Genomic DNA, 22132 nt, shown 5'->3' on the forward strand with positions numbered 1-22132 from the left:
TGACGGGGCAGAATGTCAATCCTGGTCTAACAGAGCCTTTTCTTTTGAGCGATATGGAGCCATCTGTTGATTGGGGACAGACTTAAATGAGCGTTTTCACGCATTTAAGTCTGTCCCCAATCAACATTGCTGCGGCACTTTGCTCGGCTAAAGCGTACAATAGCGCCTATGCGAAAGGGGAACAGATGATCAACGATACTATGTATGCGCGCGGTGCGGAGAGCTCCATCATCCGCGAGATCTTTAGCTACGGCCTTGAGCGCAAGGCACAGATCGGCGCGGAAAACGTGTTCGATTTCTCACTGGGTAACCCGAGCGTTCCGGCACCTGCCGCCGTGGCTGAGTCCATTAAGAAGGCCTTGGAGCTGCCGAGCGACCAGCTGCATGGATACACGCCTGCACCGGGTCTGCCGCAGTGCCGTACCGCCGTGGCCGAATCGCTCAACCGCCGCTTTGGCACGAGCTATGAGGGCAAGGATGTCTTTATGACGGTGGGTGCGGCGGCTTCGCTCACCTGTACGCTCAACGCGATTACCAATCCGGGCGACGAGGTCATCGTTATCGCTCCGTACTTTCCGGAGTATCGCGTGTGGATTGAGAAGGCCGGCTGTACGTGTGTCGAGGCGCTCGCCGATGAAGATACGTTCCAGCTGAGCGTGGATAACGTGCTCAAGGCGATTACCGATAAGACGGCTGCCGTCATTATCGACTCACCCAACAACCCGACCGGCGCTGTGTATACGCGCGATACCTTGACGCGCCTGGCTAAAGTTTTGTGCGAGGTCAACGCCAAGCGCGATCCCGAGAATCCGATCATGCTGATCTCGGACGAACCGTATCGCGAGATTGTATACGGCGCCGAGGTGCCTTGGGTACCCTCGATTTACGAGCACACCGTCGTGTGCTATTCGTACTCCAAGTCGCTGTCGCTGCCGGGCGAGCGCGTGGGGTGGATCCTGGTTCCCAATACGAATCCTCAGGCAGCTCGTCTAATGCCCACCGTTGCCGGTGCCGCCCGTACGCTGGGCTTCGTGTGCGCTCCGGCGCTCTTCCAGCGCGTGATTATCGACTGCATTGATGAACCGAGCGATGTCGAGGCCTATGCGCGCAACCGCACCGCGCTTACCGATGCACTGGCGGAGTACGGCTACACCTATGTTGAGCCGAATGGCGCGTTCTACCTATGGGTGAAGGCGCTGGAGCCCGATGCGAACGCTTTTTGTGAGCGCGCGAAGAAGTATGAGCTGCTTGCGGTTCCCTCGGACAGCTTTGGCATGCCGGGCTGGTTCCGCTTGGGCTACTGCGTGAGCTACGAGACCATCGTCAATTCGTTGCCTGCCTGGAAGCAACTGGCCGACGAATATCTTTGAAAGTAAAGCGCTCTGCTTACAATGTTTTACGTGAAACGGGGTTTGGTTTTAAGCCAGACCCCGTTGTCTATGCCGTTGTGTGATTGGGATGAAGCAGTTTTACGACTATCGAAGGCTATGCGTACAATGAATATACGCGACGGCCATGCCGGATAAGGAGATCCGATGCCCTACCTGCTTTCTTGTGATATCCATACTCATACGATGTTCTCTGCGCATGCATATTCGACCATTGAGGAGAATGTGTACTGGGCGGCAGAGCGTGGCCTGCAGGTGCTCGGATCTGCCGACCATCTGAGCTCTATGGTTTCGCCTTGCCCCAATGACCTGCGTAGCTACCAGTTCTTTATCAACCAGGATGTCTGGCCTCGCATTTGGAGTGGCGTGCTGGTGTTGCGCGGTGCCGAGGCCGATATCGTTTCGCTGGACGGAAGCCTGTTTGGCGAGGACACTCCTGTCACGCTCGATATTGCCGGCGATCCGTTCAGCCGCCAGCATTCGCTGTTCGATTTGGTTACGCGCAATTTGGATTATTTGGTGGCAAGCGTGCATAATTCACAGATTGCTGAAGGCGCGACGCTGGCCCAGACGACCGAGATGTATATCAATGCCCTGGAGCACCCCAAGGTGTTCATGCTGGGCCACACGGGTCGCGCCGGTGTTCCCTTTGATATCGATGAGGTGCTGTTGGCGGCCAAGGCCAAGCACAAGATTATCGAGATTAACAACCATAGTCTTGAACATGGTACCGATGCCGAGCATTGGGGTGTGTGCCGCAAGATTGCCGAGCGCTGCGCCGAGCTGGGCGTGGGGATTGGCATCTCGACCGACGCGCACATTGGTATGGCGATTGGCAAGCTCGAGCAGGCGCGCAAGATGCTCGACGAGATTCATTTCCCGCTGGACCTGATTGTGACGCGCGATCGCGAGACGCTGCTGCGCGAGATGGCGGCAGCCGGCGTGTGCGACCTGCGCAAGAGCATGTAACGGGCTCATATAGCCAACGAAAGGGGGCGGTCCAGACGGGCCGCCCCCTTTCTTGTGCCGGTAGATTTTAAGGCATGTCCCAAAAATCTACTGGGGTGGGCTAGCGGCGCCCGAGGATCGCTACGGTTTCGGTGTGGTCGGTATGGGGGAACATGTCGACCGGCGTGATCTTGAGCAGGCGATAGCCTCCGTCGAGGAGCTGGTGCAGGTCACGCTCTTGGGTCACGGGGTTGCAGCTGATATAGGTGATGCGGCGCGGCTTGAGTGCGCAGGCGGCTTCGAGGAACTCGGGGGTGGAGCCGGCGCGCGGCGGGTCGATGGAAAGGACGTCGACGCGTTCGTTGTTGTCGGCGGCATCGAGGATGTAGTCGGTGGCGTCGTCGGCCATAAACCAAGCGCTGCGGGTGAGACCGTTGAGCTCGGCATTGCGGCGCGCGTCGGCAATGCCCGCGGGGTTTCGCTCCACACCGAGCAGCATGATGCCAATGCCCTTGTCCTGGGCACCCTTTGCGGCGCAAAGGCCGATGGTGCCGCTGCCGCAGTAGGCATCCATAAGCACGTCGCCCTGGCGCAGGTCCATGCCGTCGATGGCGAGCTGGTAGAGCAGCTCGGTCTGTTGCGGGTTGGTCTGATAGAACGCGGTGGGGGAGATGTCGAAGTCGCAGCCGAGCAGCTGGTCGCGCATGCATTCGGCGCCATGCACGATGCGGGTCTCCTCGCCTAGAATGGCGTTGCCGGGGCGTCCGTTGATGTTTTGGGCAACGGTGACGATATGCGGATCGAGTGCGGCGACGGCCTCAAAGAACTCCTGCGCATACGGCAAGTCGCGCTGAGCGGTCACGAGGGTGACCATAATCTGGTCGGTGCGCCAGCCGCAGCGAACGACGGCATAGCGAAGCAGCCCCAGATGCTTGTCTTCGTTAAAGGCGGGAATGTGCAGACGTTCGGCCTCGCGAGCGATACCGTTGAGAATCTGACGAGCACCCGGCGCCTCGACAGGACACTCGGGTACGGCAACGATCTTGTGCGTGCCGCGCTCAAAGAAACCGCAGCGGACAGCGCCCTCCTTACCGGGAGCAAACGGAGTGGCAGCCTTATGACGAAAACCGCGCGGCGCAGGATATTTGCCCGGGTCGCCTAGGGTGACGCCCATACCGCGAATGGGATCGACGGTTATGCCCTCGCGCTCACAGAGCTCAGCAAACAGTTCCTCCATAGCAGCCTGCTTGGCCGCCAACTGCTTCTTATAAGGACGATTGAGCGCCGTGCACCCACCGCAAGCTTTCATGATCGAACAGGGAGACTTGGGGTCCACAGTCTTGCGCGCAGCCGAAGCCGGATCTTTATGCGAGTGCTTGGGGCGAGTCTGAGATGCCTTATCCCCGCCCCGACGAGAGCCAGAACGCTTGGCCTTAGCCTTGCCCTTGGCCGACTTACCCTTCGCATCCTGAGACGCCTTGGATTTCTTAGAAGATTTTTTCTCCCCCGACCCCTCAGCCGCCTCGATCAAAGCACGACGAGCCTTACGCTCCGCACGAGATTCTGCCATGAATTAACCCCACTATTTAATAAAAGAAAAGTCCGAAGCAATTGTACCGTGCATTCAACGTGCCCGTTTGGAGAGGAGGCTATTTAAGGTTCCGAGCACGTTGTCTCCCGGCTGAGTGGCGCCCGGCGCGGAGTTTAATTTGTCGCGAGTTCCGCACGAACAGGAGGCCACTTAATGTGGCCTCCGTCGTGAGCAGGACTGTAGAGCAGCAAACTTAACCCCTGCCCCGGCACCCGGCGGGCAAATCCTCCCTTGTACTCTATCAAGGTAAAGTGTATGATTCTGAACGTTACATGACTCACTTTACTTAACTAAAGTGCCACCAAGGGGGAATACCATGAATACCGATATGTCTCGTCGTCAGTTTGTTGGTCTAGCCGGCTCGCTCGCCACGGTGCTCGGCCTTGGTCTTGTCGGTTGTGGCGGCGGTGCCGGTAAGGGCTCTGTTGCCGGCTCTGCCGCGGCCAAGGATACGAAGGGTGCCGCGGAGTCCAAGAAGCTCGTGGTGGGCTTTGATAAGTCCTATCCTCCGTACGGCTTTGTGGGCGACGACGGCGAGTACACCGGCTTTGATCTCGATCTGGCCAAGGCTGTTGCCGATAAGCAGGGCTGGGAGGTCAAATACGAGGCCATCGACTGGGATGCCAAGGACACGCTGCTCAACTCGGGCGCCATCAACTGCATCTGGAACGGCTTTACCATGGAGGGCCGCGAGGACGACTACACGTTCTCCGAGCCGTACATGCTCAACGAGCAGGTGCTGGTGGTCAAGAAGGATGCGGGCATCAAGAGCTGGGACGATCTTGCCGGCAAGACCGTGATCACCCAGACCGATTCCGCTGCGCAGGATGTGCTCGAGGGCGACCAGAAGGATCTGGCCGCGACGTTTGCCACGCTCGATACCATCGGTGAGTACAACACGGCGTTTATGCAGCTCGAGAGCGGCGCGGTCGATGCCGTGGCTTGCGACCTTTCGATTGCCCAGTATCAGCTCGCCGCCAAGCCCGATGCCTATACGCAGCTCGACAAGCCGCTGTCCAGCGAGCACTACGCCGTTGGCTTTAAGAAGGGCGACACCAAGTCGGCCGATGCTGTAACCGAGTCGCTCAAGGCGCTCTACGAGGACGGCACGGTTAAGGACCTCTGCGACAAGTATGCAGATTACGGTCTTTCCTTCGATAATTGGGTGCTCAAATAACGGCTTTCCCAGGAACCCGATCTTGCCGCTCAAACCCTCCTCGCGTACCAAAGTACGCTTCGTCGGGCTTGTCGCTCGCAGTCTTGGGCACTGCGCCTATTTGAGAATAAGATCCGCTGTTCTGCTGTTGCGAAAGAGAGGGTAGGTTGTCTATCCAAGTCATGATGCAGATGCTTGGCCAGGGATTCTTGGTCAGCTTGCAGCTGTTTGTGCTGACGCTGCTCGGGTCGATTCCACTGGGAATCCCCGTGGCGTTTATGCGCATGAGCAAAATCGCGCCGCTTCGCTGGATTGCGCGCATCTACATTTCGGTCATGCGTGGCACGCCGCTCATGCTGCAGATGTTTGCCATCTACTTTGCCCCGTACTACGTGTTTGGCATCTCGCTCACACCCGATTCCAAATGGACGGCGTGCGTTGTGGCGTTCATCATCAACTACGCCGGCTACTTTGCCGAAATCTATCGATCGGGCCTGCAGTCTATTCCGCGTGGTCAATACGAGGCTGCCGAGGTGCTGGGCTATTCGCGCCTGCAGACATTTTTGTACATTGTGATGCCGCAGGTCGCTAAGCGCATTTTGCCGGCGATGGGCAACGAGATTATCACGCTGGTCAAGGATACGTCGCTGGCATTTGCCATTGGCGTGGGCGAGATGTTCTCGACGGCCAAGGCGCTGGTTGCCTCGCAAGTGAACATGGTGCCGTTTGCAATCGCGGCGCTGATCTACTGGGTCTTTAACTTTGTGGTCGAGATGCTGCTGGGCGCCGCCGAAAAGAAGCTGGACTATTACCATGACTAACTCAGTGATGAAGATCGAAGGCGCGCGCAAGGCGTTTGGCGGCAATGAGGTTCTCAAGGATATCTCGCTTGAGGTGAAGCGTGGCGAGGTCGTGGCGATTATCGGGCCTTCGGGTGGCGGCAAGTCCACGCTGCTGCGTTGCGCCACACTGCTCGAGACGCTCGACGGAGGCTCGCTCTCGTTTGGCGGCCTTGCCGTCGCGACGGATGCGGGTTCGGGCGCGGTGTATGCGAAGGGCGATGTGCCCAAGCAGGCGCGCTCGCGGTTTGGTCTGGTGTTTCAGAACTACAATCTGTTTCCGCACTATACCGTGATGAAAAACATCACCGACGCGCCGATCCGCGTGCTTAAGCGCCCGCGCGAGCAGGCGGAAGCTCGTGCGCACGAGCTGATTGCTCAGATGGGGCTTGTGGGCAACGAGAACAAGGTGCCGTGCGAGCTTTCGGGCGGCCAGCAGCAGCGCGTGAGTATTGCCCGCGCCCTGGCGCTCGACCCGGAAATCTTGTTCTTTGATGAGCCGACCTCGGCGCTCGATCCAGAGCTGACGGCCGAGGTGCTGCGTGTCATTAAAGACCTTGCGGCGCAGAACATGACGATGGTGATCGTGACCCACGCGATGCAGTTTGCGCGCGATGTTGCCGACCGCGTGGTCTTTATGGACGGCGGCCGTATTGTCGAGGAAGGTCCTGCCGAGCAGGTCATCGACCATCCACGCGAGCAGCGTACCCGCGAGTTCTTGAGCCGTATCGAGGGGTAGGCTCAGCTATTTACTCAACTTTTTAATTGAGGCGAAGCCGCCAGGTCTTACGGCCTGCGGCGGCTTTTATTTGTATCGATGGGGTTTAATAATCGCCTCGCACGTTTGCTCTGGCCTCTCGCCGTCTGTATTCATACGTGCGCCGAAAGGTGTGCATGGACAGGCGGATGCAAGGGTAGGGTGGTGGCATAGGACATTTGGAGGGTGAGTCGGCTCGGCTGCCGACCATGCTGCTCCCGGGACGGCACCGACCGCGAACTCTCCCCGTTGGCGTCGCGCATTGCGCGCGGCCCTGCAAGGAGGTCATCATGGGTGCTCCCAAGACCGGTAACGTAAGGAACGTGGTGCTCGTAGGCCAAGGCGGGGTGGGCAAGACTTCACTCGCCGAGGCCATGCTCCACCTTTCCGGCAAGACCGCCCGCCTGGGCGGCCACGACGGCACCAAGCCCACGCTTGACTATGACCCCGAAGAGGTCAAGCGTGCATTTTCCATCTCGACGACCATTGCGCCGATCGACTGGAAGGGTGCGCGCATCAACGTGCTCGATGCCCCGTGCTATCCCGATTTTATCGGCGACGCCTATGCCGCGATGAGCGTCTGCGAGACGGCTCTGTTTGTTGTCGACGCCGAGGCCGGCCCGCAGCCTACGACGGTTAAGCTCTGGTATGCCGCCGAGGACCTGCGTCTGGCGCGTGCGGTGTTCGTAAACCGTCTGTCGCGTTCCGAGGCCAGCTTTGCGACCACGATGGACCTGCTGCAGGAGCGCTTTGGTGCGCGTCTGGGCGCCGTGACCCTTCCCTGGGGCGAGGGCGAGGACTTTGACGGCATCATCGACCTGGTGCGCATGAAGGCGCGCCATTGCAACGGCGCTGAAGCCGTTGAGTCGGAGATCCCCGAGGAGTATCGTACCCAGGCCGAACAGGCCCACGACCACCTGTGCGAACTCGTTGCCGAGGCCGACGATGAGCTGATGATGAAATACCTGGAAGGCGAGGAGACACTGACGCAGGAAGAGCTTGAGGGCTTGTTGTCCAAGGCGATCGCCGAGCGCATCTTTGTGCCGGTCTTTGCGGGCGATTGCATTAAGGAGCAGGGCGTCAACTCGCTGATGGACGATATTGCCACGTACTTCCCGGCGCCGACGGACTACGGCGAGATGCCGCTTATCGATGGCGATTCGCTCAAGATCTCGAGCGACGATGACCGCCCGGTGGCGTTTGTGTTTAAGACCCTGGCCGATCCGCAGCAGGGTCGCATCAGCTTTATCAAGGTGCTGACGGGTACGCTTGAGCCGGGCCTTGAGCTGGTCAATGCGCGCACGCGCAAGGGCGAGCGTCTGGCTCACCTGTATGTGATGTGCGGCCGCGACATGGCCGAGGTCGGGCACGCGTATGCCGGCGATATCATCGTGGCGCCCAAGCTGGCTGCCGAGACGGGCGATACACTCTCGATTACCGGTAAGGTCGAGGCTGCGGCGTTTAAGTTCCCCAACTCGCAGTACCGTATCGCCATCGAAGCCGAGAACCGCGGCGACGAAGAGAAGCTCTACACGTTTATCGAGAAGGCTTGCAAGGCCGATCCGACCATGAGCATCGACCGCGACGAGGAGACCGGCCAGACCATTATCTCCGCCGTGGGTGAGGCGCAGGTTTCGGTCCTGCTCAATCGTCTGGAGGACCGCACCAAGGTCGCTGCCAAGAGCGTGCCGATCCGTATCCCGTATCGCGAGACCATCCGCCGCACGGCAAGTGCTCAGGGTCGTCATAAGAAGCAGACTGGTGGTGCCGGTCAGTATGGTGACTGCTGGCTGCGTGTGGAGCCGATGATTACCGCCGACGGTACGAGCGACGGTTATGAGTTTGTGGACGAGGTCGTGGGCGGCCGCATTCCGCGCTCGCTGATCCCTGCCGTGGATAAGGGTGTTCAGGAGACTATGAAGGACGGCATCATCGCCGGCTACCCGCTCACGGGCATTCGCGTGGCTGTGTACGACGGCTCGTATCACAGCGTCGACTCCAACGAGATGGCGTTCCGCGCGGCGGCCCGCATCGGCCTGCGCAAGGCGTGCGCCGATGCCGACCCGGTGGTGCTGGAGCCCATCGAGGAAATCACGGTGACGATCCCCGAGAGCTACGCCGGCGCCGTGATGGGCGACATCTCGGCCTCGCGTGGTCGCGTGACGGGCATGGAGACCGATGAGCGCGGAGACACCGTGGTCATCGCCCAGGCGCCGCTGGCCGAGCTGACGGATTACTCGACGCGCCTGCGCTCTATCACGCGCGGCACGGGCGACTTTACCATGAAGCCCGCGGGCTATGAGCAGGTGCCTTATGACGTTCAGGCCAAGCTGGTCGAGCGCTATGAGGAGGGCCGCGCCAAGTAGCGTGTGACGTTGCCTGTAACATACGTGCCGATGCAAGGGCCGCTCTGGGTGATCCGGAGCGGCCCTTTTTGATCCCCGGTGGGGTTGCAAATCGGTTCTTGTCGTGGCTCGGGGCTAATCCCCCGAGGCCTGGTTGCGGCCGGTGGCGTAGTCGATCTGCACATGCGGCTGCAGGTTGTAGCAGTACACGTGGAAGCACAGTGTCTTGCCGTGGTCCTCGACCGACTGCGCCTCGAGGCGGACACCGCGGCAGACGAGTTCCTCTTCGTTGTACATGGGCGTGACGCGGTAGAGCACGTGGTTGCCCGTGTCGCGGATATAGCCGAGGATCTGCTCTTCGAAGGGCAACATGCCCGTCTCGTTGAGATAGCGCGTGCCGGTCAGGAGATTTTTGCGGTTGGCGTTTTCGCCGCAGAGCGACCAAGCGATAAGGTGGCAACGGTTATAGAGGCTCTGGCTCGGAATAAAGTCGTAGCGCTGCTGGTGCCATCCGGCGGGGTGGATACGCGAGATATCGCCGCGCTTGCCCTGACCGAGCGATTCGGGTCCTATGCAGGCGAGTGCTTTGCGGGTACGGCCCAGGCTGTCGAGCTTTGAGAACCTCTTAAAGCATCCTTCTTCGGTGGCCCGTTCGTATTCATCGAGCGTGAACGACGGTGTGCCGAGCGGATGCGTGCCGTCGGCGCGAAGGGTAACGTAGGGGTTGCCGGCGTAGTCGGGGATGCTGCTGAGATATACGCCGCGGGCGCGGTCGAGATCGGGGTTTTCGACCTCGTCGATGGGGGTGGCGGCGCTGTCCGCGGAAGCGCCGTCGCCGGTGTCGGTTGCGGCGGAATCGGAGCCATCGCCAGAGTCCTGGCTGTTTTGAGGGTCCGGGGAGCTCGCCGTTCCCGATTCGAGCCGGGCGACCAAGTCCGCTTCGTCGTCGGTGCGGTTGGGGCTCTCGCTTTGCTTCTCGGCCAGAGCCGCCGCCTGCTCATCGCTTTGCGGCGACAACAGCTTGGGCGCTCCGTCGATCGATCCCGTAAACAGCGCAAACCCCAGCACCACGGCGGTGCCGATGGAAAGTACTTGCTTGTAGGCGGACTTGCGCGACATGGGGGCTCCTGGTTAGTCGGTTGCGAATCTACCAGTCTAGCAGGAGACGCCGCAGGTCGTTTCCCAGATAAAACCTGCCAAAATAAACCTGCCCCTTTTTGGTAGGCTATTGATTCATGTAGCGAAAGCCAAATATGATATATACGTTATATACAAGCTGTAAAGCGCGGTAGAGTGACGGTAACGAAGGCCGTGCAAGCCGATGAAGGGACCGATATGATCAAGGCTGTCATTTTTGACATGGACGGAACGCTGGTCGATACCGAGCGTTTGGACGTGAGGGCATGGAAGGTGGGCGCTGCCGAGCTGGGGATTGCGATTGATGATGCGCTGGTCCATCAGTTTATCGGTCGCTCGATGCCTGATGTCAGGGACATCCTTGAGGAGCATTACGGCAGCCGCGAAATCGTCGAGACGGTCGAAGCCCACTACAGGGATGCTCTCGACGAGATGGTCAAGACCGATCTGGAGCTTAAGGCCGGCGCCGCCGAGTGCCTGGACGAACTGCTGGCTGCGGGCTATCACGTGGGCCTTGCGACGTCGTCGCGCCGCGTTGCGGCCGAGCGCAACCTTAAGACGGTCGGCCTCTTTGATAGGTTTGAGACGGTGACCTGCAACGAGGATACCCTGAACGGCAAGCCCGATCCCGAGATCTACCTGCTCGCCTGCGATCGCGCGGGCTTTGCTCCCGAGGAATGCGCCGTGGTCGAGGACTCACGCAACGGCTGCGTCTCAGGCATCACGGCCGGCTGCCATGTCTTTGCCGTTCCCGATATCGTGCCGTTGCCGCAGGACGTGGCGGACGGCTGCGAGGCCGTGCTCGATACGCTGTTCGATCTGACGGCGGCGGTCAGGGCCGTGCGCTAAAGGTATGCGCCGAGGCTGATGACGGTGGCTTCGGCGTGGCCCCGCTTGCGTTTTCCCAGATAAAACCTGCCAAAATAAACCCGTCCTCTTTTGGCGGGTTGGCGGGGTAATGCCCGCCGCAACTTATGGCACGGTTGGGATGTGTACGCTTTAAAGAGCGGAGCCCATGGTTAGAGAGATGCGCTCGTCTCTCTAAACGTCTCTCTAAAGAGAACGTCGGTTAGAGAGATGGCCTTAGGTAATCTAGCAGTGAATTCGATACATCTCTCTAAATTTCTCTCTAAAAGAAGGTGCTCATCTCTCTAAAGTTAGAGAGATATACTAAGCTTTAGAGAGATAAATCTATTGTTTTAGAGAGACGGAATGCCAATGCTGTTGGATGAACCTCTTGGCCTTATCGTTGAGCGCCTTCGCAGGCGGGGGACCGATGACGCATCGGTAGAAGTTAAAGCCTGCACGAATAAATTGAGTGCAGACGTATGGGAGACAGTGAGTGCTTTTGCGAACACTGCGGGCGGGCTCATTATTTTGGGCCTGAACGAAGCCGAAGGATTTGTTCCTTCTGCCAACTTTGCTATCGACAGGGTGCGCGACCAGTTTGTTTCGGGTATCGGAGACGGAGGCTCAGCGGCGGTGGTGACCCATGCGCCACGGTATGAGCTTGATCGAGGCGAGGTCGACGGGCTCCAGGTACTTCTGGTGCGCATCTTTGAACTTGAGCTCAAAGCGAAGCCATGCTATATCGGCGCGCGCGGCGTGCAGAACGGTAGCTACAAGCGCGTGGATGATAAAGATATCAAGATGTCGCCCGCTGAGCTATATGAGCTACAGAGTGCGTTGCTTCCGAGCGATGCAGACGGTACGGTGGTTTCGGAGGCAACAGTCGAGGATTTGGATCCAGATGTCGTGCGGTCCATTATCGCAAATCGCCGGCTGCAGACCCCGCGCGTTTTGCGCGGGGCCGATACGCTGGAAAAGCAGCTGGCCAGACTCAATATCACTACAAAGGATGGAGCTGTGAAGCTCGCGGGGCTGCTGTCGGCGGGAATCTACCCCCAGCAGTTCTATCCTAAGCTGATGATCGATGTCGCCGTTCATTCCGATGTGGAAAAATCTGCTCCTGGGCAACCCCGGTTTATTGACCGCCAGTTGTGCGATGGCCCGATTCCGGCCTGCATCGAAGATGCCCTCGCTGCGATCGGACGAAACTTGCGCAAAGCGGCGATAGTGCGAGGCGCTGGTAGAAGGGAAGATTGGGAAGTACCCCAGGAGGTTTTGCGCGAGGCCTTGGCGAATGCCTGCATCCATCGAGAGTATTCGCCCATGTTTGTGGGGCAGGCCGTGAGCGTCGATATCTACCCAGACAGAATAGAGATCAAAAACCCCGGCGGGCTTTGGGGCGGAAAGACGGTGGACAATCTTGCGGACGGGGAATCGCGCTGCCGAAACCCAAAGCTCATGAGTCTGATGGGGGCGACGCCGTTAGAGCATGCTGAGGGGGCTGTTGCGGAAAGTCAGGGATCTGGCATCCCGGCTATGATTCGCGAGATGGAGTCTCGTTCGCTTGGCAGGCCGAAATTTATCGTTAAGGCCGATTCGTTTACGGTGCTGCTTTCCCGGCACGGGGCGGAGCTTGCTGAAAACCGCACGTGGATTCAGAACCATGTGGGCACCGAGCTGACGGATCGCGAAGAAACATTGCTCATGTTTATGCGGGAGCATGGGTGCGTATGCGATGTTCAAAAAATACGAGAGGCCCTGAAGTGGGATTCGGATGACATTCGCCTGATCTGCGGGGACCTTGTAGATAAACATGCCCTGTCAAAATGCGGCAAAGACACGTTCGAAATTATCGATAGGAACAGAGAACCGTCAGCTTCGACGGCGGATAGGATCCTGGAGGCTCTCAGCGCCGAAGTGGATATGACGGCGCGAGAAATAGCGGTTGCATCGGGGGTCAGAATTTCGTCTGTCCGTTACCATCTGCCAAAAATGGCGGATAAAGGGCTCATCGAAGTAATGGGTTCATCGACGAGTCGTAACCGCCGATATCGGAAGAAGTAGATGCAGCCGGGTCGCCTCTCTAGTGTCTCTCGAGGCCAGATGGGTGCTGGAGGGGCGATTGTCTCGCGATATTTCCCCAGATAAAACCTGCCAAAATAAACCTGTCCCTTTTGGTAGGTCAGTTAACGCAGTCCAGGTTGAGCATATGCGAGCGAGCAGGCTCCGGGTGCGGTAAGGTGACGTGAAACAAGCGGGCGCTGACCTTTTGGTCGCGCCCGTGAAGTTGAACGTCAGATTGCCGCGCCCGGGGCCTGCGCAGCGCCGAGCAGTTACGCCGTTTGTAAAACGGCGTAACCTAAAGGTTCATGTTGCCGTGGATGTAGGGGGTGACCTCGGGGGAGATATGGCCGCAGCCTAGGTTGCGCAGCGCAGATTCGATGGCGGCGGGAAGCGGGGCCTTGCCCTCGTCGTTGACCGCGGTACTGCCGAGGGCGGCGATCTTGGCGACGTCTGCCGGCGCGGCCTCGATATGCATGCAGCCGCCGACGAGGCGTGCGCGGACCTGGTCCAGGCCAAGGTCGTGCAGGTAGTCCTCACAGGTGCGGATTGCATCGACCTTCTCGCGCGTGAGCTCCTCGCCCGTGGGGACGCGCGTGGCCAGGCAGGCTCCTGCCGGCAGGTTCCAGACGGGGTATCCCCAGGCGCGCAGCAACTCGCGCTCTTCGTCCTTGGTAAAGCCGACCTCCATAAGCGGCGAGCGCACGCCGAGCTCCTGGGCGGCGCGCATGCCGGGGCGGTAGTCGCCGCGGTCGCTTGCGTTGCTGCCGTCGATGACGGTGGGAAAGCCCAGCGACTTGGCGTGGTTGACGATGGCGGTAAAGCCGGCGTGCTTACAGTGGTAGCAGCGATTAGCATCGTTGCAGGCTACTTGGGGGAGCTGTAACTGATCGACCGAAAGATTGAGCACGGGGAGCTTGAAATGCGGCCCCTCATCGGCCTGCCCGTCAACCGCCCGCTCAAACGAAGCCTGCTCGGGCGTGCCGATGAGCGGCGTGGTGAGGTGAACGAGAAGCGTGTCGGCAGGCATGATGCGGGCGCATACGGCGGCCAAAAAGCTGCTGTCAACGCCGCCGGAAAAGCCGATGGTGACGCGTCCATATGCCAAAAGCAGCTGCTCGAGCGCTGCGAGTTTGTCCTGAAGCCCCTCTGCAGGTGCGGTGGTGTCTGAAAGCATGAATCGATCCTTGCCGTTGAGTACTCGGTCGAAAACTATAATCCTACCGAGCCGCTTGTCATAAGACTTCTATCTATGTAACGAAAGCGCAATATGCTATATACGTTATATACAAGTTTGTAAAGTGCGGTAGAGTGGCAGTAATGCAATCCGGTGAGGGGACCGATATGATCAATGCCGTTATTTTTGACATGGACGGAACGCTGGTCGATACCGAGCGTTTGGGTATCAAGGCGTGGAAGGCGGGCGCGGCCGAGCTGGGATTCGCGATTGATGATGCGCTGATCCATCAGTTTATCGGTCGTACGCTGCCCGACGTCATGGGCATCCTTGAGGAGCATTACGACAGCTGCGAAACCGCTGAGGCAATCTATCGTCGCCATAGGGAGATTCGCGACGAGATGGTCAAGACCGACCTGGAGCTTAAGGCCGGCGCCGCCGAGTGCCTCGACGAGCTGCTGGCTGCGGGCTATCACGTGGGCCTCGCGACGTCGTCGCGCCACGTTACCGCCGAGCGCAACCTTAAGATGGTCGGTCTCTTTGACAAGTTTGAAACGGTGACCTGCGGCGATGACGTCGCGCACGGCAAGCCCGATCCCGAGATGTACCTGCTCGCCTGCGAGCGCGCGGGCTTTGCTCCCGAGGAGTGCGCCGTGGTCGAGGACTCACGCAACGGCTGCGTCTCGGGCATCACGGCCGGCTGCCACGTCTTTGCCGTCCCCGATATCGTGCCGCTGCCGCAGGACGTGGTGGATGGCTGCGAGGCCGTGCTCGACACGTTGTTCGATCTGACGGCGGCGGTCAAGGCCGTGTGTTAGCGTTTGTACGTGAGTCGCCATGTCCCGCGCCCGATCCCGCGGGACGGTGGCGGCAACGGCGCCTGCGTGGAGGCGCTGACGCAGCCAGCCCCTCTTATCACGCCAAGATTGCTGTTTTGGCTGATAAGAGGGGCATTGTGCTTTAAGCGACTGGGGCTGCGGCCTTGGTAAGGAGCTGGCGGAGGGTTATGACGCTACAAGTTACTCAAGGAGCCAGTCGATCACGTTGCGCTTGCGGACTCCTTCGTAGTTCGCGTCCGCAAACAGCGTGTCGAGCGTAAGAAGCGTCTTGGGGTAGTTGTCTCGGACTTTCTTAAAGGGGGCCAACTCTCGATTGAGGGTGGTTTCGTCGAGCGTTGTGGCTGAAACCTGAAAATAGGCTGTCTCGTCTGAGTTTAGGGCAACAAAATCGATTTCCCCGCCGTCGATATCGCCCACGTAGACGTCGTATCCACGGCGTAGGAGCTCGAGATAAACAACATTTTCGAGGATATGACCGATATCGCTGCTTTGGGTTTTGACGAGAGCACCTCTAAGTCCAAGGTCAACGGCGTAGTATTTGCCGTTTGTTGAAAGAAGCTGCCGACCGCGCACGTTATAGCGCGGAGCAAAGTACAGCACAAGGCTGTCCGTTAAGCCTTTGAGGTATTTGGCTACGGTTTTCTGGTCGGTTTTGTTGCCGTTGGACGAGAGCGTGTCGGAGATTTTTTTAATCGAGATCCGGTTTCCAATGCTATGGAGTAGGAACTTGGTGATATCGCGCAGGGTCGGGACGTCCGAGACCTTCAGGCGTTCGATAACGTCGCGTATGACGATGGTATCGTAGAGGCTCATAAGATAATCGCGCGCCTGGGGTCCCTGAATACCCGTCTCGGCGATAAAGGGAAAAGAGCCCCTGGTTATGTACTCGTCAAACAACTGCGCGGGAGCCTTTCCGTCATTGGTTTTTGCCGAGCAAAACTCTTTAAAGGATAGGGGCAGCATCTTGAGCTCTACGTAGCGGCCGGAGAGTAAAGTTGCCAGCTCGCTCGAGAGCAGATAAGCGTTGGAACCGGTTATGTAGAGGTCGACATTGTCCTTGATAAAAAGACTGTCGACGGCTTTTTCGAAATGCTCGACGTGCTGTATCTCGTCCAGAAAAACGTAGTTCATCTTATCGGGGACGAGTCTGGCGGAAATGTAGTCGTAGAGTGCTCTATACGACGTAAGCGACTCGAACTCCAGGTCTTCAAAGTTGAGGGATATAACCTGGTCGCCTGTGATTCCATGATCGCGCAGGTAGCTACGGTAGATTTCGAATAGCTTTGATTTGCCGGACCTTCGCACGCCCGAAACGACCTTGATGACGTGTGAGTCTTTCCACGAAATGAGCCAGTCGAGGTACCGTTTGCGATCAATCAGATTCATGAAACCCCTTTCTTGGCGAGAAAAAACTGGAGCAAAATCAATACTTATAGGAAATATCTAAAAATATGGAATTGAGTCTATTTTAACAAAAAAGCTAATGAAAAATGGATTACATTCCATAAATATCCGTAGCCGCAGGTCCGGCTAAATGGGGAAGGCCCGTGGGGCCAGCAAAAACGCCGCAGCGGGGCTGTTCCCGTTGCGGCGTTTTTGTTACAGGTAGGCGCCCAGGTTGATGTCGGTTATTGGGGCCGCGGATGGGCCCGTCGGGTGCTGCTCGGCCTTTTGGGTGCTCATACGTTCGAGCAAGAAGGGGCGCACGAGCTCCTGACGGTTAATGTCCTCGGTGGCCGTGACCGTGGTGACGGTGCGCGCGGCGGAGCCGATGCGGACTCGTTTGGTCTTGGCGGCAGGTTTATCCTCGATTTGTTCCATGAGCAGCTGCACGCCCTTGCGGCCGATCTCGTAGCCCGGTGGTGCTACCGTGGTGAGGGGGACCGATCCGCTCCAGGCAAGCGGGTTGCCATCGCAGCCGGCAACAAGAATCTGGCCGGGGACGGAAATGCCCTTGTCGACCAGCGCCGAGATAACGCCCGAGGCCAATACGTCGGTCAGGCCGATGACAAAATCGGGGCGCTCGTCAGCAGGGCGCTCGGCAATCTGGGCACCGATGCTGTAGCCGTCGGCTGCGGTATTCCATTCGCCGGCGTCGATGACTTCGATCTTGATATCGGGGTGTAGAGCGAGCGCTTTATGAATGCCAAGGACGCGCAGGGTGAGCTGCATGAATGCTGCTCGACCCACAACGACAATATGGCGTGCGCCGCGGGCGATGGCGAGCTCGGCGATAATGCGCCCCTGTGCCTCGTTGTCGGCGGCCACGTAGTAACCGGGCTCGGAACAGTGGATATCCAGGTGGACGATCGGCACGGGCATCTTGGCCATGGCGGGGTGCCAATCGGGGGATGCCATGGGCTGAACCATGACGCCGGACATCTGCGTGCCCATAAAATAGCGCAGGTAATGGTCCTCGAGAATATCGTCGTTATCGGCGTTGGCGATGAGCAAGTCGTAGCCGTGCTTGCGGGCCTCGTTGTGGGCGCCGCTGGCGATTTGGAGCGAGAAACCATGGTCGAGGCGGGGGAGGACCAGGCCAAAGGACTTGGTGGCGCCGCCCGCGAGCTGACGAGCGCTTTGGTTGGGCAGGTAGCCAAGGCGATTGATGGTCTCGTTGATGAGCTTGAGGGTCTCGGGGCGCAGCTTTTCGGGGTGGTTGAGCGCGTTGGAAACCGTGCCCAGCGAAACCCCGGCCTCGCGCGCGACGTCGCTGATTTTTACCTTTGCCATAGCGGCCCCTTTGATGCGTTTCAAGTACAAGCCAGATTGTAGCATCCCAAACCCACCAAAAAGGGACAGGTTTATTTTGGCAGGTTTTATCTGGGGAAACGCCGTTGCCAGCGCGACCACCACAAAGGTGCCTGTCCCCTTCGTGGTGGTTTGGACCGGCTGGGCATGTGTGCATCGGGTGGTATCTAAGTTGAGATACCACTTCTGGTATATCAGCTTGCGCTTGCGTGAGTACAATACTCGAACGTTATACGTCTCAGCGCCCCCTGTGCGTGGACGTCTTGCAGTCACGCGAACGAAGGGATTTATCCTATGTGCGGAATTGTCGGCTACACCGGCTCTGATATTGCAAAGAACATCCTGGTCACGGGTCTTAAGCGTATGGAGTATCGCGGCTATGACTCCTCGGGCGTCGCGCTCGAGGTGGGTGAGGGCGCCGCGGCGCACCTCGACGTCATCCGCCGCGTGGGCAAGGTCGCGGGCTTGGAGAGCGAGCTTTCCAACATCGACAGCGACGCTACCTGCGGTATCGGCCACACCCGTTGGGCCACCCACGGCAAGCCCTCCGTCGTTAACGCCCATCCCCACACCAGCTGCGACGGTCGTATCGCCATCGTCCACAACGGCATCATCGAGAACTTCGCCGAGCTGCGCGAAGAGCTGGAGGGCCGTGGTCACCACTTTAAGAGCGAGACCGATACCGAGGTCTTCGCGCATCTGATCGAAGAGGCTTATGCCGAGACGCACGACCTGATGGCCTCCGTGCGCGAGGCTTGCACCCACGTGGTCGGTGCCTATGGTCTGGCCGCCGTGTGCGCTGACGAGCCCGGCGTGATCGCCGTGGCCCGCAAGGATTCCCCGATCGTAGTCGGCGTGGGCGAAACCGGCTCCTATGTTGCTTCCGATGTCATCGCGCTCATCGACGCCACCCGCGATGTCGTGGTGCTCGAGGACGGTCAGTTTGCCAAGCTCACGCCCGCGGGCGTCGAGTACACCGACGAGGCCGGCAACGTCATCGAGCCCAAGGTCACCCACATCGACTGGGACCTGGACATGGCAGAAAAGGGCGGTTATCCCGACTTTATGCTCAAGGAAATCCACGAGCAGCCGCGCGTCGTGCGCGATACGCTGGTGGGCCGTATGACCCCCGCCGGCGAGCTCGATATCGACGAGCTGGGCCTGTCCCTCGAGGAACTCAACGATATCGACCGCGTCTACGTGATCGCTTGCGGCACCAGCTATCACGCTGGCCTCATCGCCAAGAACCTTATTGAGGGCTGGGCTCGTATTCCTACCGAGGTCGAGGCGGCAAGCGAGTTCCGCTACCGCAACCCCATCATCACGCCGACGACGCTTGTTGTGGCCGTGTCCCAGTCGGGCGAGACGGCCGATACCCTTGCCGCCATTCGCGACGCGCGCATCAAGGGTGCCAAGGTCTTCGGCATCACCAATGTGGTGGGCAGCCCGGTGGCGCGCGAGAGCGACGGCGTCATCTATACCAAGGCCAACAAGGAGATCGCGGTCGCCTCGACCAAGAGCTTTATCGGCCAGGTTGTGAGCCTGACGCTGCTGGCGCTGCTGCTGGCGCAGGTCAAGTACCGCCTGACCACCAAGCAGGCGCGCATGCTGTTCCGCGAGCTTTCCGATACGGCCGAGCAGATCCAGTGGATTTTGGATACCCAAACCGAGACCGTTCATGAGGCCGCCCTGCTGTGCAAGGGCGCGCAATCGGCGCTGTTCGTGGGCCGCGGCATGGGCGCCGCCATTTCCTACGAGGGCGCGCTCAAGCTCAAAGAGGTCAGCTACCTGCACGCCGAGGCCTACGCCGCCGGTGAGATGAAGCACGGCCCCATCGCCCTGATCGACCCGGGCTTCCCTGTCATCGCCGTGGCCACCAAGAGCGCCACCTACGACAAGACCGTGTCGAACCTTATGGAGTGCAAGGCGCGGGGTGCCAAGGTCATCGTCGTTGCCACCGAGGGCGACGAGGAGATCAACAAGATCGCCGATTGCATCATCCGCGTGCCGGCAGTCCGCGACGTGTTCAGCCCCATCACGGCGAGCGTCCCGCTGCAGCTGCTCGCCCGCGAGGTCGCCATCCTGCGCGGCTGCGACGTCGACCAACCCCGAAACCTGGCGAAAAGCGTTACTGTCGAGTAGCGGATGTTCCGGCGTTCCAACAGCCAAGGCCCGGCTCCGCGTCATCAGACGGAGCCGGGCCTTTTTGTACGGAGAAACCACCACAAAGGTGCCTGTCCCCTTTGTGGTGGTTTTGGCAGGTTAGCGGAGCTTGCTGGTCTCGAAGTACTCGGGATACTGGTCCAGAATCTCGGTCTGGTTGCGGAACATCATGTGCAGGTGCTTGCTCACCAAAAAGCGCGCCTCGATGGGGTCGCGTCCGGCAATAGCGCGGCGGATTTGCTTGTGCTCGTTAACAATCTCCTGCTTGTCGAGCGTCTGCGTGGCGGCGCGCAGCCAGCGGAAGCGCTCTAGGTCGGCATTGGTCTCCTCGAGCCACGACCACACGGTGCTGCGGCATGCGATGCTAAAGATCATGCGATGCATGAGATTGTCGCTCAAAAAAAAGCCGATGCGATCCTCTTCGGCCATCGCCTTTTCCTGCAGCACGATGGCGCGGTCGAGCTGCTCGATGCCCACCGAGGTGGCACGCGCGCAGCACTCCACGATCACCTGCTTTTCCAGGTGCTCGCGAATGTAGCAGGCACTCTCGGCAAGGGTAAGGTTGATGGGCGAGACATAGGTGCCGCTTTGGGGCACGGTGCGCACCAAGCCCTCTTGCGCCAGACGCACCAACGCTTCGCGCACAGGGGTGCGCCCCATATCCAGGTCGTCGCAAAGCTGTTTAACGCCCAGCTTTTCGCCCGGCTTGTAGTCCAGGTAGACGATTTTGCGTCGAATGGTGTGGTAGGACTGGTCCTGTAGGCTCGCTTCTTGCTCGCCGATGTGCATCGATTCTTCCATAGCGCCTCGCAACCGTTCATTCACACTCATATGTCAGTTGTTTATTATGCCGCGAGTCAGCCCTCCGCGGTGGGTAATTCAATCGCCGCCCGATAACTTTTGCGACATTTTTTCCTGCGTTTGCGCGGGATTGCGCTTAGCGTTGTCGTATCGTAAGTCGTCGCAAACGTGAAATAGGAAGAAGGAATCCCATATGCAACTGGCAAATATCGTACGCGAGCGCTGGAAGGGCGTCTTGTTCTGCCTGATCATCGCCATTCCCGCAACGCTGCTCGGCAAGCAGATCGAGGTGGTTGGCGGGCCGGTATTTGCCATCCTCTTTGGCATGGTCCTGGCTCTCGTCTTTCCCAAGAATCGTCGCGAACCGCTCGCTGCTGGCGTCACCTATACATCCAAAAAGATCTTGCAGTACGCGGTTATCCTGCTTGGCTTTGGCATGAACCTCTCGCAGATTCTGTCCAAGGGCGCCCAGTCGCTGCCGATTATCGTGGCGACGATCTCGACCTCGCTTGTTGCCGCCTTCGTGCTCTGCCGCGTCATGAACGTGCCGAGCAAGATCGCGACGCTTGTGGGTGTGGGTTCGTCGATTTGCGGCGGTTCTGCCATCGCCGCGACCGCACCCGTCATCGATGCCGACGATCGCGAGATTGCCCAGGCTATTTCGGTCATCTTCCTGTTTAACGTTATCGCGGCGCTCGTGTTTCCGACGCTCGGCGGCATGCTCGGGCTGACCAACGAGGGCTTTGGCATGTTTGCCGGCACCGCCATCAACGACACCTCGTCGGTAACGGCTGCGGCGAGCGCCTGGGACAGCATGCATCCCGGTGCCAATGTGCTCGAGAGCGCCACGGTGGTCAAGCTCACCAGGACGCTGGCCATTATTCCCATTACGTTGGTCCTCGCATGCTGGCAGATGCATCTAGCGCGCAAGGCTGGCGGCGACGCCAAAAGCACGTTCTCGCTTAAACGCGCGTTTCCCATGTTTGTGCTGTTCTTCGTGCTGGCGAGCGTGATCACCACGGTGCTTCAGCTTCCCGCGTCCGTTACGGCACCTATCAAGGAGCTTTCGAAGTTCTTTATCGTGATGGCCATGGCGGCTATTGGTTTCAATACCGATATCGTTGAGCTGGTCAAAAAGGGCGGTAAGCCCATTGCGCTGGGCCTTTGCTGCTGGATTGGCATTGCGTGCATGAGCTTGGGAATGCAGTACGTGCTGGGAATCTGGTAGAGAAGTAGCCAGTTTGCGTGTTGGCTGCTGGTGAGCGCATGCCTGCGGTGGAGCGATAGGAGCTCTTGCGGGTATGGCTTGTCCGCAGGTTGATAGGTCCCG

General features: G+C 59.1%; 17 protein-coding genes. 11 read left to right on the plus strand and 6 right to left on the minus strand.

Annotated elements, in window-relative coordinates; all coding sequences use genetic code 11:
* The first annotated feature begins 185 nt into the window (after positions 1-185).
* Both DXB98_RS05590 and DXB98_RS05595 read left to right on the plus strand, forming a co-directional pair.
* Entirely contained in the window at positions 186-1370 is a 1185-nt protein-coding gene (locus DXB98_RS05590; RefSeq protein ID WP_117743429.1) for a pyridoxal phosphate-dependent aminotransferase, read from the plus strand.
* Positions 1371-1535: 165 nt separating this feature from the next.
* Positions 1536-2357 carry a phosphatase gene (locus DXB98_RS05595; protein ID WP_117734840.1) on the plus strand — a complete coding sequence of 274 codons (822 nt, stop codon included), beginning with the start codon at positions 1536-1538 and terminating at the stop codon, positions 2355-2357.
* A gap of 100 nt (positions 2358-2457) precedes the next feature.
* Here DXB98_RS05595 and rlmD read toward each other — a convergent pair whose 3' ends face one another.
* Positions 2458-3906 carry a 23S rRNA (uracil(1939)-C(5))-methyltransferase RlmD gene (gene rlmD / locus DXB98_RS05600; protein WP_117734841.1) on the minus strand — a complete coding sequence of 483 codons (1449 nt, stop codon included), beginning with the start codon at positions 3904-3906 and terminating at the stop codon, positions 2458-2460.
* Positions 3907-4243: 337 nt separating this feature from the next.
* On the opposite strand from rlmD, the gene DXB98_RS05605 reads away from it, so the two are divergent.
* The 4 genes from DXB98_RS05605 to DXB98_RS05620 all read left to right on the plus strand — a co-directional run bounded on the left by DXB98_RS05605 (position 4244) and on the right by DXB98_RS05620 (position 9045).
* Entirely contained in the window at positions 4244-5104 is an 861-nt protein-coding gene (locus DXB98_RS05605; protein ID WP_117743430.1) for a transporter substrate-binding domain-containing protein, read from the plus strand.
* 146 nt (positions 5105-5250) lie between these two features.
* Complete coding sequence (locus DXB98_RS05610) at positions 5251-5904, plus strand: amino acid ABC transporter permease (protein ID WP_233505102.1); 654 nt, start codon at positions 5251-5253, stop codon at positions 5902-5904.
* Entirely contained in the window at positions 5897-6661 is a 765-nt protein-coding gene (locus DXB98_RS05615) for an amino acid ABC transporter ATP-binding protein (RefSeq protein WP_117743432.1), read from the plus strand. The genes DXB98_RS05610 and DXB98_RS05615 overlap by 8 nt, the downstream gene beginning before the upstream one ends.
* Before the next feature lie 308 nt (positions 6662-6969).
* On the plus strand, positions 6970-9045 hold the full coding sequence (locus tag DXB98_RS05620; protein ID WP_117743433.1) for a translation factor GTPase family protein: 2076 nt from the start codon (positions 6970-6972) through the stop codon (positions 9043-9045).
* 114 nt (positions 9046-9159) lie between these two features.
* Here DXB98_RS05620 and DXB98_RS05625 read toward each other — a convergent pair whose 3' ends face one another.
* Entirely contained in the window at positions 9160-10143 is a 984-nt protein-coding gene (locus DXB98_RS05625; protein ID WP_117743434.1) for a DNA/RNA non-specific endonuclease, read from the minus strand.
* A 216-nt stretch (positions 10144-10359) separates the two neighbouring features.
* Between DXB98_RS05625 and DXB98_RS05630 the strand changes: the two genes are divergently transcribed.
* Together DXB98_RS05630 and DXB98_RS05635 are read left to right on the plus strand one after the other, a co-directional pair.
* The gene (locus tag DXB98_RS05630) at positions 10360-11010 is read left to right on the plus strand and encodes an HAD family phosphatase (protein ID WP_117734855.1); all 651 of its coding nucleotides are present in this window, start codon (positions 10360-10362) and stop codon (positions 11008-11010) included.
* 369 nt (positions 11011-11379) lie between these two features.
* Positions 11380-13074: an ATP-binding protein gene (locus tag DXB98_RS05635; protein WP_158553155.1), complete on the plus strand. Its 1695-nt coding sequence runs from the start codon at positions 11380-11382 to the stop codon at positions 13072-13074.
* Positions 13075-13369: 295 nt separating this feature from the next.
* Here DXB98_RS05635 and DXB98_RS05640 read toward each other — a convergent pair whose 3' ends face one another.
* Positions 13370-14248 carry an ATP-dependent sacrificial sulfur transferase LarE gene (locus DXB98_RS05640; protein WP_117743436.1) on the minus strand — a complete coding sequence of 293 codons (879 nt, stop codon included), beginning with the start codon at positions 14246-14248 and terminating at the stop codon, positions 13370-13372.
* Positions 14249-14415: 167 nt separating this feature from the next.
* Between DXB98_RS05640 and DXB98_RS05645 the strand changes: the two genes are divergently transcribed.
* Positions 14416-15066: an HAD family phosphatase gene (locus DXB98_RS05645; RefSeq protein ID WP_117794809.1), complete on the plus strand. Its 651-nt coding sequence runs from the start codon at positions 14416-14418 to the stop codon at positions 15064-15066.
* 201 nt (positions 15067-15267) lie between these two features.
* Here DXB98_RS05645 and DXB98_RS05650 read toward each other — a convergent pair whose 3' ends face one another.
* Positions 15268-16473: an ATP-binding protein gene (locus DXB98_RS05650; RefSeq protein WP_117743438.1), complete on the minus strand. Its 1206-nt coding sequence runs from the start codon at positions 16471-16473 to the stop codon at positions 15268-15270.
* A 213-nt stretch (positions 16474-16686) separates the two neighbouring features.
* Positions 16687-17820 (minus strand): LacI family DNA-binding transcriptional regulator, encoded by a 1134-nt coding sequence (locus DXB98_RS05655; RefSeq protein WP_233504058.1) that lies wholly within the window; start codon positions 17818-17820, stop codon positions 16687-16689.
* A 312-nt stretch (positions 17821-18132) separates the two neighbouring features.
* Between DXB98_RS05655 and glmS the strand changes: the two genes are divergently transcribed.
* Positions 18133-19980: a glutamine--fructose-6-phosphate transaminase (isomerizing) gene (glmS, locus tag DXB98_RS05660; RefSeq protein ID WP_117743440.1), complete on the plus strand. Its 1848-nt coding sequence runs from the start codon at positions 18133-18135 to the stop codon at positions 19978-19980.
* A gap of 120 nt (positions 19981-20100) precedes the next feature.
* Here glmS and DXB98_RS05665 read toward each other — a convergent pair whose 3' ends face one another.
* Entirely contained in the window at positions 20101-20802 is a 702-nt protein-coding gene (locus tag DXB98_RS05665; RefSeq protein ID WP_233502147.1) for a GntR family transcriptional regulator, read from the minus strand.
* A 193-nt stretch (positions 20803-20995) separates the two neighbouring features.
* Between DXB98_RS05665 and DXB98_RS05670 the strand changes: the two genes are divergently transcribed.
* Complete coding sequence (locus tag DXB98_RS05670; protein ID WP_117734862.1) at positions 20996-22030, plus strand: YeiH family protein; 1035 nt, start codon at positions 20996-20998, stop codon at positions 22028-22030.
* Positions 22031-22132: the final 102 nt, after the last annotated feature.

The organism is Collinsella sp. OM07-12 (assembly GCF_003438275.1).
GTDB lineage: Bacteria > Actinomycetota > Coriobacteriia > Coriobacteriales > Coriobacteriaceae > Collinsella.